At 64.4% G+C, this 15,442-nt stretch carries 13 protein-coding genes and 1 pseudogene; 3 read left to right on the forward strand and 11 right to left on the reverse strand.

The genetic code is table 11. The features are described from left to right. Positions 1-110 precede the first annotated feature (110 nt). Together G6N68_RS21355 and G6N68_RS21360 are read right to left on the reverse strand one after the other, a co-directional pair. On the reverse strand, positions 111-914 hold the full coding sequence (locus G6N68_RS21355) for a crotonase/enoyl-CoA hydratase family protein (RefSeq protein WP_163716601.1): 804 nt from the start codon (positions 912-914) through the stop codon (positions 111-113). Then, positions 911-2,059 carry a thiolase family protein gene (locus tag G6N68_RS21360; RefSeq protein ID WP_163716603.1) on the reverse strand — a complete coding sequence of 383 codons (1,149 nt, stop codon included), beginning with the start codon at positions 2,057-2,059 and terminating at the stop codon, positions 911-913. The genes G6N68_RS21355 and G6N68_RS21360 overlap by 4 nt, the downstream gene beginning before the upstream one ends. A gap of 231 nt (positions 2,060-2,290) precedes the next feature. On the opposite strand from G6N68_RS21360, the pseudogene G6N68_RS21365 reads away from it, so the two are divergent. Then, positions 2,291-2,520, forward strand: a pseudogene (locus G6N68_RS21365) (WS/DGAT domain-containing protein); the annotation flags it as partial. Here G6N68_RS21365 and G6N68_RS21370 read toward each other — a convergent pair. Next, a complete protein-coding gene (locus G6N68_RS21370; RefSeq protein WP_163716606.1) occupies positions 2,521-4,479 on the reverse strand; it encodes a PE domain-containing protein in 1,959 nt (652 codons plus the stop codon). Between the two features lie 250 nt (positions 4,480-4,729). Further along, positions 4,730-5,428: a hemerythrin domain-containing protein gene (locus G6N68_RS21375; RefSeq protein ID WP_163718843.1), complete on the reverse strand. Its 699-nt coding sequence runs from the start codon at positions 5,426-5,428 to the stop codon at positions 4,730-4,732. A gap of 240 nt (positions 5,429-5,668) precedes the next feature. On the opposite strand from G6N68_RS21375, the gene G6N68_RS21380 reads away from it, so the two are divergent. Together G6N68_RS21380 and G6N68_RS21385 are read left to right on the forward strand one after the other, a co-directional pair. Further along, a complete protein-coding gene (locus G6N68_RS21380) occupies positions 5,669-5,977 on the forward strand; it encodes an Rv3488 family transcriptional regulator (RefSeq protein WP_163716609.1) in 309 nt (102 codons plus the stop codon). Positions 5,978-6,014: 37 nt separating this feature from the next. Further along, positions 6,015-6,491, forward strand: coding sequence for a DoxX family protein (locus G6N68_RS21385; protein ID WP_163716610.1), 477 nt, complete (start codon positions 6,015-6,017; stop codon positions 6,489-6,491). A gap of 100 nt (positions 6,492-6,591) precedes the next feature. Here the strand turns inward: G6N68_RS21385 and G6N68_RS21390 are convergent, their stop codons facing one another. The 7 genes from G6N68_RS21390 to G6N68_RS21420 all read right to left on the reverse strand — a co-directional run bounded on the left by G6N68_RS21390 (position 6,592) and on the right by G6N68_RS21420 (position 15,314). Next, positions 6,592-8,076, reverse strand: coding sequence for an aldehyde dehydrogenase family protein (locus tag G6N68_RS21390; RefSeq protein WP_163716612.1), 1,485 nt, complete (start codon positions 8,074-8,076; stop codon positions 6,592-6,594). Positions 8,077-8,222: 146 nt separating this feature from the next. Next, positions 8,223-9,440 carry a cytochrome P450 gene (locus G6N68_RS21395; protein WP_163716615.1) on the reverse strand — a complete coding sequence of 406 codons (1,218 nt, stop codon included), beginning with the start codon at positions 9,438-9,440 and terminating at the stop codon, positions 8,223-8,225. A 12-nt stretch (positions 9,441-9,452) separates the two neighbouring features. After that, positions 9,453-10,445 (reverse strand): SDR family oxidoreductase, encoded by a 993-nt coding sequence (locus tag G6N68_RS21400; protein ID WP_163716618.1) that lies wholly within the window; start codon positions 10,443-10,445, stop codon positions 9,453-9,455. A gap of 9 nt (positions 10,446-10,454) precedes the next feature. Continuing rightward, a complete protein-coding gene (locus G6N68_RS21405) occupies positions 10,455-11,588 on the reverse strand; it encodes a spirocyclase AveC family protein (RefSeq protein ID WP_163716621.1) in 1,134 nt (377 codons plus the stop codon). Positions 11,589-11,602: 14 nt separating this feature from the next. Next, positions 11,603-12,715 (reverse strand): ABC transporter substrate-binding protein, encoded by a 1,113-nt coding sequence (locus G6N68_RS21410; protein ID WP_163718844.1) that lies wholly within the window; start codon positions 12,713-12,715, stop codon positions 11,603-11,605. 92 nt (positions 12,716-12,807) lie between these two features. Continuing rightward, the gene (locus G6N68_RS21415; protein ID WP_163716624.1) at positions 12,808-13,620 is read right to left on the reverse strand and encodes a CbbQ/NirQ/NorQ/GpvN family protein; all 813 of its coding nucleotides are present in this window, start codon (positions 13,618-13,620) and stop codon (positions 12,808-12,810) included. A gap of 11 nt (positions 13,621-13,631) precedes the next feature. After that, positions 13,632-15,314 carry a nitric oxide reductase activation protein NorD gene (locus tag G6N68_RS21420; protein ID WP_163718845.1) on the reverse strand — a complete coding sequence of 561 codons (1,683 nt, stop codon included), beginning with the start codon at positions 15,312-15,314 and terminating at the stop codon, positions 13,632-13,634. Positions 15,315-15,442 lie beyond the last annotated feature (128 nt).

Below are 15,442 nucleotides of genomic sequence, written 5' to 3' on the forward strand. Positions count from 1 at the left end.
TTGCTCGGTGTCGAATCCGAAAGAGTCCTCAACTGGAAACGAATCTTCTGACTCAGCCGCTTTTCACCAGTCGCTCGTCTAGCGCAAGCCACCGGTGGATAGTCAGCGAGTTAGCGCGCCTTCCAGACGGGCTCGCGCTTCTCCGCGAACGCCAACGGTCCTTCCTTGGCGTCCTCGGACCGGATCAGCACGCTCATCTCCTTCATGGTGCGGGCCCAGCCCGGTTCGTCGCCGGTGATGACGCCGTCGTCGACCCCGTAGGCGATGCGCTTACTGGCCTGCACCGACAACGGCGCGTTCGCGGTAATCCGCGCGGCCAACGCGAGGGCGGCATCCAGCACAGTGCCCTGCTCAACCACCTCGTTAATCAGGCCCCATCTGAGCGCGTCGGACGCCGACAGCGGCTCTCCGGTCATCAGCAGTTCCATCGCCACCTTGCGGGGCAGTTGATCCACGATCCGGAAAACCCCGCCCGCGGCGGCGATCAAACCGCGCTTGACCTCGGGCAACCCGAATTGAGCGCGCTCGTCGGCCACCACCAGATCGCTGGCCAGCGCCAGTTCGGTGCCACCGCCCAGCGCAGTGCCGTTGACCGCCGCGATGGTGGGCTTGTCGATGAAGTGGCTCACGTACCCGGCGAAACCCCATTCGGGGTGGTGCGGGTGGTAGATGTTCTCCCGCCGCGAGATCGCCTTCAGGTCGGCGCCGGCGCAAAACGACTTGTCGCCGGATCCGGTGATGACGACCGCCCGAACGTCGGGGTCGCGCTGGGCTTGGTCCAGCGCGTCCCCGACGCCGATGCTGACGGCACCGTTGACCGCGTTGCGGGCTTCCGGCCGGTTGATCGTGATGATCAACACGTTGCCCTGACGCTCGGCGAGCGCTCCGGGCTGGCCGTCACCGGCTACGGTCACAGCAGCTCCAGAATGGTGGCGTTGGCCTGGCCCCCACCCTCACACATGGTCTGCAGGCCGTACTGAATTCCCTTGTCCCGCATGTGGTACAGCAGCGTGGTCATGATCCTGGCGCCGGAGCCACCAAGCGGGTGCCCCAGAGCGATCGCGCCACCGTTGGGGTTGAGCCTCTTCTCGTCGGCGCCGATGTCCTTGAGCCAGGCCAGCGGAACCGGGGCGAACGCCTCGTTGACCTCGTACGCGCCGATGTCGCCGATCGACAGGCCGGAACGCTTGAGCGCCTTCTGAGTGGCCGGAATCGGGGCGGTGAGCATGATCACCGGGTCGGCGCCCGCCAGGACGGCGGTGTGCACCCTGGCGATCGGCTTCATGCCGAGCTCCTTGGCCTTTTCGGCGGACATGAACAGCAGGGCGGCCGAGCCGTCGGAAATCTGCGAGGAGTTGCCGGCGTGAATCACGCCGTCTTCCTTGAACGCCGGCTTCAGCGAGGCCATCTTCTCCATCGGAGTGCCGCGGCGGATGCCCTCGTCCTTGAGCACGACGTTGCCGTCCTGGTCCTTGATCCCCACGATCTGGTCATCGAACGCACCGGAATCCTGTGCGGCGGCGGCCTTTTCGTGAGAATCCAGGGAGAACTGGTCGAGGTCCAGGCGGGAGAAGCCCCACTGCTCGGCGATCATCTCCGCGCCGATGCCCTGGTTGGGGATTTGGCCGTTGTAGCGGTTGAGGAAAGCCTCGGAGTAAGGCCGCCCGCCGTTGGCCAGCGACGCACCCATCGGGGTCCGCGACATCGACTCGACGCCGCCGGCGACCACCACGTCGTAGTGGCCGGCCACCACACCGGCCGCGGCGAAGTGCACGGACTGTTGGCTCGAACCGCACTGGCGGTCCACGGTCACGCCGGGCACGCTCTCCGGCCAGCCGGCGGTCAGCAGCGCGGTGCGGCCGATGTCGAGGGCCTGCTCGCCGGCCTGCATCACGCAGCCCCAGATGACGTCGTCGACGATCTCGGGATCAATGCCGGCCTTCTCGACCAACCCATTGAGTACCTGCGCCGACAGGTCCGCCGCGTGGATACCGGACAGACCGCCGTTGCGCTTGCCGACAGGGGAACGCACTGCCTCGACGATGACGGCTTCAGCCATAAGAATGTCTCCTTTGACACGTGTTGTTAGTCGATTGTCGACCAAAGGGGTCGGCGGCCCGGGGGCGGGGTCGATTTTACTTAGAGCTCCTATTAATAAAGCAGGAGATTGTTCGGTGGGGGTAATCGCGGCTTCGTGATAATGGTCACGTGAAGCGGCTTAACGGCATGGACGCCATGCTGCTGTACACCGAGACGCCAAATCTGCACACGCACACGTTGAAGATCGCTCGTCGGTCCACCGATGGCCGCATGTGGCATCAACATCACCGTCTGGGGCTATGTCGACCAGCTCAACATCTCGGTGATCGCCGACGACGCCGCGCTCGCCGACCCGCACGAGGCGAGTGACGCCATGGTGCAGAGGCGTTCCGCGAAATACGTTCTGCCCCGGAACAATCGAGTGATCTGACCGAACTCGACTCCGCTATGCCACTGGTGACCGTTGACAAACCTCGATGATCAGATGAATGGGTTGAGGTCCGGCGGGATGATCTGGTTGCCGGTCACCCCGGTGAACCGGACAAAGATCTGCGCCGGGATATTGAATGTCTGGTAGACGGCCGAGCCGAGCCACGAGACCGGCACCTGTAGGAAACTGGGCGTCACGGCGAGGAGATTGTTTATCTGCCCGTACAACAGGTAGGGAATGGTGACCGCGATCGTGCGCGCCGACAGGTTTATGTTCTCCGGGACGTCGGGATAGCCCTGAGTGGCGAACGACTGGTTGAGCACGCTGTACAGGTTGGAACCGGGATTGAAGTAGTAGTCGTCGAAAGCCGTTGACGTTATGGGCGCGCCCTGCATGTACGCCGGCGGCGTGATGCCGAATTGATCCAAGATCGTCGGCGTAATACTGACGATCTGCCACTGGTTGTTGATCCACCCGTTTCTCATGTCGCCCGCTTGATCCCAGATGAGATAACTCGCGGTCTCAAGGGGTGATTGGAAACCGTGACCGGCGCCGAGCGGGTCTCCCCCGGTGTGCCCATGGTCGGTGGTCACAAGTATGTCCCATGATTCGCCGTGTAGGGACTCCCAGGCGGCTATGGCCCCCATCAGGCCGGTGCCGTTGGTCCGGGACCCGATATTGGCGTCGATGACCCGAAGGGCGTGCGCGTACTGCGGTGAATCGCCACCGTATTCATGCCCGTTGACATCGACACCGGTGAAGTAGGTGAAGATGAAATTGCCCTTGTTTGGATCGGCGGCCATGATCGCGGCCTGGGCCTGAGTGCCGACCAGGTTCGTCGTCGCTTCCCAGTGCGCGTCGCCCGGCACCTGAGAGATGTACTCGATGTGGTCTGCGGGGAACGGCCCGGTAGCGGCGATGTTGGTGATGACGTCCCAGTCCGCGATGACAGCGGTGTTGATGTCGTCTCCGAAGGTCCCCTCGAGTTGCGTGTACACGGTGGGCCAGTCGGCATAGGTCCAGGGGGTGAAGACGTTGTTGGTCACGCCAGCGATCTCGCTCCACACACCAGTCTGAATGGTGGTCCAAGACGGGTTGGAGATCGTCGTGTGGCCAATGATCGTCGACGCCGAGGTGATGCCCTGGCTCATCAGTTCGTGGAAGTTCGGGGTGCCGGTGGGGTCGGCGAGGACTCTGGCCAGATTGACGCCGTCGGTGCCGATCAACAGGAAATTCTCGTCGGGCGCCGTCGCGAGCAGAGCTTGGAGGGCATTCGCGTCGGACGGCACGAACAGGAAGTGTCCGTTGCCGAACCCGCCTTCGCCGTTGGCGCCCGGTGCGCCAAAGAAGGACAGGGCGCGGCCCCCGAGCCCGCCAAACCCATAGGTGATCGTGCCGACCCCTCCGGCGCCGCCGGCACCGCCATTGCCCCACAACAACCCACCGTTGCCGCCGTTGCCGCCGATCCCGCGGTTGATACCGCCGGCACCGCCGACGCCACCGTTGCCGATCAACCCGGCGTCACCGCCGCGCCCGCCGCTCGATCCCGGCGCACCTGAGCCGCCATTGCCGCCGTTGCCCCAGAGAATGCCGCCGGCACCACCGTTTTGGCCGGTGCCGGGCGTCCCGTCGGCGCCGTTGCCGATCAAAGGGCGTCCCAAGAAGAAGTTCGTCGGCGCATTGATCGCACCCAGAACCTGATCGCCGACCGTCTGCAGCGGATTGGCGCTCGCGACCTCCGCGGCCGCATAGGCCAGGCTGGCACCGTCCAATGCCTGCACGAAGCGCGCGTGGAACGCCGCCGCCTGTGCGCTGATCGCGCGGTATTCCTCTGCGTGAGCGGCAAACAACGCCGCGATCGCCGTCGATACCTCGTCCGCAGCGGCGGCGGCCAGCGTGCTGGTTGGACCCAACGCGGCCAGGTTCGCCGCCCGAATCGAGGACTCGATACCCGCGACATTCGCGGCTGCTGTCGCCAACAGATCCGGTGCGGCAATTAGGTACGACACGGCGCCCTCCCACTCGGCAAGACCACGATGGAAATTTGACGCAGAGGATAATTACACAATCCCCGCGCTTTGCCGAGGGATTTCTTCACCCGCGTCAAAACGTGGTCCGGGTTCCTGTGGCGGGACGGTTCTTAGGTGGCTTTAATAACCGCCAGGTCTTCGTCTAGCCGCCAGGAAGCGGGCGGTGTCGGCACCCAAGGTGGCAACCCCGGTTCGACGCACCACTAGCCGCGTCGGCTCACGTTCTACATCACGCCGGGGTGAATTGGCTCAGGTCGTAGATGCCGAGACTCTTTTCAATATCGACGACCTTTGCGACCATGCCTTCGAAACCCGTTGGGCCGAAACGCCGATGCTCCTCGTCTTCGAAGATTTCGGCCATGTCGCGGAACTCTTTGGGCGATACTACGTCGCGTAGCGCCGGAAAAACGACGGTGTCTTCGCGCGCCTCGTGCGGTTCATACATCCGAATGAATGCCGCCAGGTCCTGTGTCAGTGCTTCTCGTTGCGACTGGTCGGATACGCCCGCACCGGAGGTAAGGGACAGCACGCGATCAGTGACGGTGCGGCCCCGCTGGTGCTGCGTGCGCAAGACCGCGGTGATGTCGGTGAGTTTGCCCGCCTGCTCGAGCTTGGGAAAGACGTACTGCTCTTCCGAATGTTCGTGATAGTCGTGGATGAAAGTTCGAATGATCTCCGCGCCCGCGTTGAGGGCCTGCTTTGGAACCGGGTCCCCGCGCTGCAGGCGCTGGATTCCTTCCCTATAAATGAGCAATATGCGCTTGAGCAGTCCGTGTTCGTTCATCAAGTCTTCCGGCGGTGTAACGGGCAGCTCGCCTTCGGGCGGTGCGCCGGCTTCGCCGTCTTTGGGCGGGGGGCTGTCGCATGCTGACAACGCGATACCGCCGACTGCCGTTATTGACATCCCAACGAGGCTGCGCCGGCTCATCGCGGTGGGCAGTTCGATCACGGCAGTGCCTTTCTTCGTGGCGTCGGTCCTTGCGTCGGTCTTGGCATCCGTTGTTGGCAGATAGACCACCTCCGCGATGATATCGTGATCCGATATCGCAAACAGATATCATGTCTAAGGCTCTTCCGGAGGCCCGCATGCCTACCGCGTCATCGTGGCGATGCAGGTCGAAACATGTTCGCCTGCAATCCAATACCGCGAATACGCCGGTCTAGACCGATGAGCCAGTTCCTACGCGGTGCAGTGCGGTTGCACATACTGCACCATGCGAATATCGCGTCGATCCACGGCGCATCCATGGCCGACGAACTTGCCGGCCATGGCTACAAGATCTCGCCGGGCACGCTCTACCCAACGCTGCACCGCATGGAAAGAGATGGCCTGTTGACCTCCCGGCAAGAGGTGGTGGAAGGTCGCGCCCGCCGGGTCTATGACATCACCGACCTGGGGCGGCAGGCACTAACCGAGGAGCGCGCCGCACTTGCCGAACTGGCTGCTGAGATCCTCGGCCACCGGCAGGGGCGTTAACCAGCGCGGCAACCACATTCAACGGGGAGGAACACTCATGGCCGAAGAAGTGTCGTGGCGTAATCGCTTGACCGCGACCACCGCGCCGGCCGCAGTGCTGCTGATCCGGTTGTACGTCGGCGCGGTGTTCGCCAGTGAGGGAATATTGAAATTTCTGCGGCCGGACACTCTTGGCACCGGACGCTTCGAGAAGGCCGGCATTCCAGCACCCGGCTTCTTCGCCTACCTCGACGGCGTTGCCGAAATCACCTGCGGCGTATTGCTTCTTATCGGGCTACTGACGCGGCTCGTCGCCATTCCGATGATCGTCAACATGATCGGCGCGCTGACGATCACCAAGTTGCCGATACTGTGGGGCAACGCCGCGTTATTTCCAGCCAAGAGCGGGTGGTGGGACTTCAGCCACGAAGCTCGCCTCGACCTCGCTCAACTATGCGGCAGCATTTTCCTGCTGATCGTCGGCGCGGGCGCCCTCTCCCTGGACAAGCACTTGTCGCGACGCGGGACCAGTTAGGGGACTGGGGCCCCGGGTCGCCGACGAGCGTGCGCAAAAAGTCAGCCGCGGCGGCGTGTCGGTGCACCGACACGCACGCTCGCGGTCATGACGAAGGGGCTTACCCCGCCGGATAGCCCACCGACTTGATCTCGGTGTACTGGTCGAAGCCGGCCACACCGTTCTGCCGTCCCACTCCGCTGTACTTGTAGCCGCCAAAGGGCACGTCGGCACCGTACGGAGCGCCGCCGTTGGCGCTCATGAAGCCGGCCCTGATTCGACGGGCCACCGCCAGCGAATGCTCCACCGAACCGGACATCACGTTGCCGGCCAGTCCGTACATGCTGTCATTGGCGATGCGGATGGCGTCCTCCTCATCGTCGAAGGGGATGACGGCCAACACCGGGCCGAAGATTTCCTCTTGGGCGATGGTCATCTTGTTGTCGACGTCGGTGAAAAGCGTTGGCCGGACGTAGTAGCCCTTGTCGAACCCGGTGGGTGCGTCGGGTCCGCCGACCAGCGCCGTGGCGCCCTCTTCGACGCCCTTGCGGATGTAACCCATCACCCGCTCGCGCTGCTTCTCTGAAATCACTGGGCCGCAAAGCGTTCCGGGGTCTTGCGGGTCGCCGCAGGTGACGTTCTCGTAGATGCTCTTCAGGATCGCGACGCCCTCGTCGTAGCGCGACCGCGGCAGCAGCAGCCGTGTCGGGTTCGCACAACCCTGACCGGCGTGCATGCACGGCGCAATGCCGATCGCACAGGCCATCCCGAAGTCGGCATCCTCCAAGACGATGGTGGCCGATTTACCACCAAGCTCGAGGAAGAGCCGCTTCATGGTCGCCGCGCCCTTTTCCATGATTCGCTTGCCGACCACCGTCGAGCCGGTGAACGAGATCAGGTCAACCTTCGGCGACAGCGTAAGCTCCTCGCCCACAAAGTGATCCGACGCGGTCACCACGTTGACGACACCGGCCGGGATGTCGGTCTTCTCCGCGATCAACCGGCCCAGGCGAGTCGCGTTGTACGGGGTGTTGGGCGCCGGCTTGAGCACCACCGTGTTGCCGGTGGCCAGCGCCTGGCCGAGCTTGTTGATGGTGACCTCGAACGGGAAGTTCCACGGCACGATAGCCCCGACCACGCCGACCGGCTCACGAAATATCTTGATGCTGGTGTTGGCGCCGGTGAGGCTGACCACCCGGTCCTCGAGGTCGGTCTCCCATGCGTACTCATCGATCAGCCTGGCCGGGTACTTCAGCCCGTCCTGCAGCGGCGCGTCCAGTTGCGGGCCGAAGGTGATGGCCCGGGGCGAGCCCACTTCGAGGATGAGCTCCTCGCGCAGTTCTTCCTTCTCGGCCTCGATCGCATCGTGCAGCTGGAGCAGACAGCGCTTGCGCAACTCGCGGTTGGTCGACCAGTCGGTCTCATCGAAGGCGCGCCGGGCGGCGTCGATGGCCCGGTGCATGTCCTCCTTCGACGCGTCGGCCACCTCGCCGAGCGGCTCCTCGGTGGCCGGATTGATGTTGGTGAAGGTGCCGGCTTGGCCGTCGACGAGCTTGCCGTCGATCATCATCTTCGACTCGAACCGCACCTTTACACTACTTGTCATATCTGTTCAGCTCTCTTTCGACGAGGCGCTGGTCGGAGCGCCGGGACGTGATTTGCCCTTCGCGGGCCATAGCCGGGAAGGCCACCGTACAGTGAGCCTTACTGGAAACTAGCCGATTGGCAAGGTGCAACATAAGACGGCCCCTGTTACTGAGGGTCGAACAACACGGGTAGCGACGTCGGAGACCGGAACACCTGCCCGCGGACATGTGGGTCGTCTCCGTCGGGATCGAGCCGCAGATTCGGCAACCGGTCCAGCAGGAGATTGATCGCGGTGCGCATTTCCAGCCGGGCCAGGTGCATGCCGAGGCAGACGTGCACGCCGTGCCCCCAGCTGAGGTTCGACTTGGGCTGCCGGAAGATGTCAAAGGTGTCGGGATCGGGATAGCGATCCTCTTGCCGGTTCGCCGAACCCAGCATTGGCATCACGGTGGCGCCCGCGGGGATCTTGACTCCACCGAGTTCGGTGTCGCGGGTGGCCACCCGGGTGATCGTCAGCAGTGGCGCCTCCCACCGCACACCCTCCTCGATGGCTTGCGGCAGCAGCGACCGGTCTTGGCGAATCGCTGCCAACTGATCGGGATTCGACAGCAGCGCCAGCAGCAGACTTCCCAATGACCGATAGGTCGTCTCCACCCCGGCGGGCAACAACAGCCGCAGGAACGAGTAGATTTCCTCGTCCGCGAGTTTCTCGCCGTCGATTTCGGCTTGACCCAGCGCGCTGATCAGGTCGTCTTTCGGTTCGGCGCGACGGGCCTCGAGGATCGGAGCGAAGTACTCGCACAGTGCCGCCGAAGCGGCAAGGCCGCGTTCCGGATTCATCAGCCAGCTGAGCAGCGAGATTGACCAGCGTTGGAACTGGGGATAATCCTCTTCCGGTAGGCCCAGCAGGCCGGCGATGATCTGGCTCGGATAGTCGAAGGTGAACTCCTTGACCAGGTCCGCCTTGCCGTTGGGCGCGAACTTGTCGATGAGGCTGTTGGCCACCCGCGCGACCAGTTCGTCCTGCCAGCGCGCTAATGACTTCTGCGAGAACGCCTTTGACACCAGCCCCCGCAGCCGGCCGTGAACCGGCTCGTCCATGCCGAGCATGACGCCTTCGCCAAGTACCGGCCCGAACGCCGCGATGACCGCGGCCGAGGAGAAGGTTTCGTTGTCGCGCAACATCTGCTGGATGTCCTCGTGGCGATACACGATGAACATCGGCAGCGACTCCTCGTGCGGCAGCGCCCCGGACGTCTCCAGTCGTTGCACGGGTTCCTCGCGACGCAGTCGCGCCAACTCGGTGTACGGGTCACGCACGTCACCGGAGATCGCGTCGTCGAAGGCGCCGAAGTCCTCCAGGTCGTCGAAAAGCTGTACCAAAGCTAGTCCCCTCTAGTCTTTCTCCGTCTTGGTCGACTTTCGCGCCGCCAGCGCCGCCAATCGCTGCAGCACCGACTGCGGAAGAACGCGCGCGGCAAGCACCATCGCCCGCTGCCCCGTGGTCAGCGGCCATGCGCCGCCGCGCATCGACCCCTGCCTGGGTATGCCCAGCACGGCCCGGGACATGTGGTGCATGCCCGCCGCCGGGAGAATCCGGTTGGACGCCAACAGCATTGCGGCATCCGGACCCACCGCACGCCGGCGGAACGGTTTCTCGTCAGCCAAAGCCTTGACAAGGGCGTCCGTGAACTTCTCGGGTTTACGGGCGAAACTCACCGCGAACCGCCCACGGGTGTTCATTGTTTGGTGCAGCCGGGCATACGGGCCGTTGAAGTTGCGATCGTCGGTAGTGCCGGCGTCGGTGATGATGTCGGTGTCGTAAGTGCCCGCCACCAATATGGTGACGCCGAGACCGAACGGTGCGATCTCGCACGCCATGGATTCGCCCCAGCGTTCCATCGCTCCCTTGGCCGCCGAATAGGGTGCGGTTCCCGGCTGACCCCGCACCCCGGCCGCGCTGGCCACCAACACGATGCGCCCCTCCCCCGCCGCCCGCATCGCCGGCAGTAACGCCTGCGTAAGCGCGACCGGACCCGTGACGTGAGTGGCGAACATCCTCTGCCACAACGCCATATCCGTCTCTTCCACCATTCCGGCGGCGGAGATCCCGGCGTTGTGCACCAGTGCGTAAGGTGCGCCGACGGCTTCTTCGATTGCCTTTGCCGCCGCGGCGATCGATGCGGGGTCGGTCACGTCGAGTTGCACGCCGATCAGCCGGGCATCATCGGGCGTTGCGCCGGTCGCCTCCCGCAGCAGCGGAAGTGCGTTGTCGGGGTTGCGCATCGCCGCGACAACCCGCCAACCTTCGCGGTACAGGCGCACGGTCGAGGCGAAACCCAGTCCGCGCGACGCGCCGGTGATGACGACGCTGCGTGGCTCACTCATCGCGTGGGCTCATTGTTTGGGAGCGCACCGGTCCGATTTTTCGCCGAGCTGTACGGTGGGACGTCCATTGGGCTGAGCGCTCATATAGGTCGACCAGATCCCGACCGAATACGGCCCGGGCTGTCCGTTCTGTTCGTAAAATCCTTGCGGATCATAGACTTTCGCCTCGGGGTAGGGCCACGGGCAGGCCACCGACGTCGACGTCCGGGTCCACTTGAGAATGGCGAACCCGGTGCCGTAGGCGAAGTACGCGAGGTTGATCAGCACAAACATCACCACGAACATGCCGAGCGCGGGACGATTGGGGAAGATGCGCACCCGTTGGGCCAACTTCTCGGCGACGGTCCGACCGGTGTCGTCCCGGTAGAGCAGCACGCCGGCGGGGACCATCACGAAGGTGACCATCACGGTCTCCCAGATGAACGGGAACTGGTAAGTCTCGCCTACGAAGACGGACCCCAACGGAGGGACCTGGGAGTAGATGTAAAAGCCGGTGCGCACCAACGTAACTTCGAGCATCGCGTCGATGATGATGCCCAGCGGCAGGATGATCAGGGCCAGGCTGATCAGCGGGTGACGCCAGACGAACGAGTCGACGGGCCTACGGGCCTGAATTCGGCGCAGGATGGCGATGCCCGGGAAATAGGGGCCGAGGTAGAACATGATGTAGCCGATGACCAGGAACGGCTCCACCGTGGGCGAAATCGAGACCAGCGGCCAGTCCACGGGCCAGTGCCACAGCTCCGGGTTGTAGACCGCGAACGGTGCCCAGTTCATGATCGGGTCTTGCCAGACGATCAGCGTCGTCACGATTCCCATCAGCAGCACCGGATGTGGCCCGTGCTTTCGCCAGGCGATGACGTACACCACGATGATGATGGACATCGAGACGATCGTGAAGATCTGGAACAGCTCCAGCCAGTGGTGGTAGCCGAACAGCGGTTCGACCGGACGCGGCGCCCCCGTCACCTCGGGATTGCGGATCCGATCCGAGGTCGCACCCTTTTGCGCGAAGAAAGCGATAACCCCAAGCAGCGCAATCGCGACGGCAACCCAAACCGCCACTAACACGCCCTTCCGCCGCCCAGCGGTCGGGGTGACTTCGGGCGGCTTGGCGGGCGGACTCGTCTGGGCTGTGGTCATGAGTTGGTGACTCCTTACTCGGTACCGAACCGGTCGACCAGATGCGAGTTCACGCCGTCGGCATCCAGGCGACGGGCTACGAGATACCCGGCACCCATCCAGGCGCGCCGGGTCCACTTGCCCAACGAGACCCGGGTCCCGGGCGCACCGGAAGCCGCCGGCAGCATCTTCACCCGCTCCAGCGCTTCTTTCACACCGCGCGGACTCAGCGGGTGGGCGTCGGCGAAAGCGTGCAGCAGCGTGGTGGCGACATCGCGGTTGACCACGGGCACGCAGTATTCCGGACGGCGCCCGTATGCCGCTTCGTACCTGTCGAGGAACTGCTGCCCCACGGCGTTTGCCTCGTCGTTTTGGTCGACACCGGTCCACCCCATGAAGGCCTGCCACAGCACCGGATTGAGCCAGGCGTTCTGAAACGCGGTGCTGGTGAATCGCGGTGGGTCCCAATTAAGCTCTGCCAGGGCAGAATTGACGAAAAGAATCCCGAAGCCGAAGCCGCAGTGCACCAAGGCACTGGCCTTGGCGTCATACACCGTACGGATCGCGTCTCCGACGTCCTGGGCGGTCTGCGCCAGTCGTGCCTCCGCGACGACGCGGATACCCTTGCGCTGGGCGGCCTTCCGGAAGTTCTTCACATAACTCTCGCCCACCAGCGATTGCTCAACCAGTACGCCAACCTCGGTGTGTCCGCCCTTGGCGAGCAAATCCGCCCAGAAGATGGGCTCGTCGGTGAACGACCCTTGGGGGAATGCGAAGGTCCACTCCCCCAACCAGTCGTCGCTGCCACAGATGTTGACCGCCGGAACACGGAACCGCTCCTCGATCGCCTCCTTGACCGGCACCGCGTTCTCGCTGATGTGCGGACCGAACACGACCAGGCAGCCCTCGTCGACGAGTTCGCCGTAGGCGTCGATCACCGCCTTCACCGTGCCCTTGGGCAGGCCCTCCACCTCGCGGTAGATGATCTCCACCGGGCGGTCGATGACCCTTTGCTCCACCCCTTCCCGGAAGACCAGGTCGAAGGGACGGGTCAGGTCGTCCCGCATCTCCTGCGGGTAGAACTCCGGCAGTAGAAAGTCGAACAGGTATCCGATCTTGATGGGCTGCGCTGTGCTTTCGTAGGACAACTTCACCTCCGGTGGCTGCGATGCAGGGCCGCACAGCAGGCAAACCTAAAATTTGTTCCTACCCTAACGCGTTACAGAAGTCGGCGTCAATGTCAATTTCCGCGACCCGCCTCCGGCCCGGTCAGATAGGCATCGATCATCTCCCTGAGCCCGTTCGAGACGTGCGGGTCATCCGTCAACGGACCGGCGATCGCGGCGGCGGCGGCTTCACGCGGACTGAGCCCCTCGGCAACGAGCCGACCAGCGGAAATTAGCACTCTGGTGGAGGACACTTCGCGCAGTCCGCCGTTCTCCACGCGCCGGATCGCCTGCGCCAGGCGCACCAGTTCGGCGGCGGCGTCGGCGCCGATGCCGGCCTCGTGGGCGACGATCTTCTCCTCGACGTCGGGCGTCGGAAAGCCGAACTCGATCGCCACCATCCGCTGACGGGTCGAGTCCTTGAGGTCCTTGAGAACGCTCTGATACCCGGGGTTGTAGGAGACCACGAGGCAAAATCCCGGCGCTGCATCGAGGATCTGACCGAGGCGCTCGATGGGCAGTTGGCGCCGATGGTCGGAGAGCGGATGCAGCACCACGGTGGTGTCCTGACGGGCTTCCACCACCTCGTCCAGATAGCAGATCGCGCCTTCGCGCACCGCCCGGGTCAACGGTCCGTCGACCCACTCGGTTTCACCGCCTCGCAACAGGTAGCGGCCTACCAGGTCGGCGGTGGTGAGGTCATCGTGGCACGACACGGTGATCAGTGGCCGTCCCACATCGTAGGCCATCGCCTCCAAGAACCGGGTCTTCCCGCAACCGGTCGGACCCTTCAGCAGCACCGAAAGTCCTTGCCGAAACGCCGCTTTGAAAACCTTCTCCTCGTTGCCGACCGCTACGTAGAACGGCCGGGACGCGGGTGCTGACACTCGTTTCTCCTTCAGGCGGGGTTGGGCGCAGCGTAGCGCGGAACAGATATTTGGCTCAAGCTTCGTCCGGATTGCGGTCGGCGTACCTCCGCCGCGCGCAGCGCATTGCGGAACAATGGCCCGACCACCCGACTCAACTCTTCGGGTCGCGCCAGGGTGGCGTGCGCGGCACTGCCGAACACCCGTTGCAGCTCCTCGGGATCGGTATCCGCGCCGACTGTCAGACACACGCATGCGGTGCCCCGCGCGCGGGCCTCGGCCAGCGCACGGCGGGCGTCGGCGGCGCCGTAAGCACGTTCATAGCCGTGGTCGTAGGCCAGCCCATCGGAGATGACGACGAGCAGCCGGCGCGTGGTGCCACCGCGCTCCTCGAGTACGGCGGCCCCATGCCGAATCGCCGCACCCAATCTCGAATACGCGCCCGGCACCAGCCCCCGAAGTTGCCGCAGTGCGAACACGTCCAGGGTTTCATCGAAACGCTTTATCGGCATCATCTGCACCGCCGAACGGCCTTGAGAATGAAACGCGTACAGCGCCAGACGATCCCCGATGCCGTGCAAGGCAACGGCCAAGGCGCCCGCGCTGGCGCGCTGCAGATCGTGCACCGTCTTGCCATCCACACCGGCCTCCGCCACCGACCCGGAAATGTCGAGTAGCAGCAGCACGGCAAGGTCGCGCCGGCGCTTGAGACTGGCCAGGTAGACCTCCTCGTCAGGTGCCGAACCGGCCATGGCCTCGATGCGCGCTTCGATGGCCGCGTCGATGTCGATGTCGTCACCTTGAACCTGTCGGCGCAGCCAATCCGGCCCCAAGCCCAGCCGCGCCAGCGGACGTCGCAACCCATACTCGTTCACGTGATCGTCGCCCGGAGACTCACGCACCTGGGGCGGCGCCTCCCGCACCGTGCACCAGTTCGGCCGATAAGCGCGTTGATGAATGTCCCACTCGGGGTAGGTAATTCCCGGGTCCTTGGCGGCCGGTCCGTCGAGTGCACCCGTCGGTGCCGTCGAGAACCTGGCGCCACTACCCCGCTTTCCAGAGTGCGTGCGATGCGTCGGGGCGTCGGCCCCGGGCTCTCCGCCCTCACCGAGCCGTCGGACCGGGCGCAACAATTTGCTCAGCAGCTTGCCCAACGCGCCCCCGCCGCCTACCGGGCTGGTGAAAATGTCTGAACCCTCGGCCCCGCTGTCCTCGTCCTCGTCGAGTTCCTCGAGTGGCTTGTTGCCGCGCTGACGAGCAGTGTGCATAGCGGCGATCTTCTCGTTGCGGCTCCTCGCCGCCAACAGCTTACGGGCTTCGATGGTACCGAAAACCGCGGGTGGGTCGGCGATTTCCCGTCCGCTGCGTGCTACCGCCAGGGAGGCGGCCGGTGACTCACTGCACGCGGCGACATCGATGTCGACCAATCCGCGCGCAACGGGCGGCAACAAATCGTCGTTGGCGGCCAGCGCCCGATGGCCTTCGATCGCCAGATATCGCCTAGCCACAGCCGGCCGGCGCTTGAGTTTGCGCACCACGTCCGGTTCCAGGCTGCCTGCGGACAGCAGCGTTGCCTGCACGGAGATTGCCTGCAGTTGGGTACGGGCCGGAGCAGCGGGGTCGAGGAAGACCGTGTTGCCATCCGTCCATGTCGGTTCACCGGGTTCGACCGGCGCCACCTGCAGGGCGCGGTTGGCCAGCGCCGAGGCGAGCATGCCCAGTCGCGCCAGCCGCTCGGAGTCCACGTCCCTCGCCCCTCCAAAGTTTGACCAAATATCTGTTCCACCGTAGAGTCCAGCTTGGCACACAGTCAATCCCGCGATGACGAGGGACCCAGAAGACA

Origin of the sequence: Mycobacterium bourgelatii (assembly GCF_010723575.1) — a bacterium.
GTDB classification, from domain to species: domain Bacteria; phylum Actinomycetota; class Actinomycetes; order Mycobacteriales; family Mycobacteriaceae; genus Mycobacterium; species Mycobacterium bourgelatii.

Coding starts and splice junctions, on each gene's coding strand:
- G6N68_RS21420 (WP_163718845.1), bottom strand. CDS start 15,314: ATGCTCGCCTCGGCGCTGGCCAACCGCGCCCTGCAGGTGGCGCCGGTC.
- G6N68_RS21400 (WP_163716618.1), bottom strand. CDS start 10,445: ATGAGTGAGCCACGCAGCGTCGTCATCACCGGCGCGTCGCGCGGACTG.
- G6N68_RS21390 (WP_163716612.1), bottom strand. CDS start 8,076: ATGACAAGTAGTGTAAAGGTGCGGTTCGAGTCGAAGATGATGATCGAC.
- G6N68_RS21405 (WP_163716621.1), bottom strand. CDS start 11,588: ATGACCACAGCCCAGACGAGTCCGCCCGCCAAGCCGCCCGAAGTCACC.
- G6N68_RS21385 (WP_163716610.1), top strand. CDS start 6,015: ATGGCCGAAGAAGTGTCGTGGCGTAATCGCTTGACCGCGACCACCGCG.
- G6N68_RS21360 (WP_163716603.1), bottom strand. CDS start 2,059: ATGGCTGAAGCCGTCATCGTCGAGGCAGTGCGTTCCCCTGTCGGCAAG.
- G6N68_RS21380 (WP_163716609.1), top strand. CDS start 5,669: ATGAGCCAGTTCCTACGCGGTGCAGTGCGGTTGCACATACTGCACCAT.
- G6N68_RS21375 (WP_163718843.1), bottom strand. CDS start 5,428: ATGAGCCGGCGCAGCCTCGTTGGGATGTCAATAACGGCAGTCGGCGGT.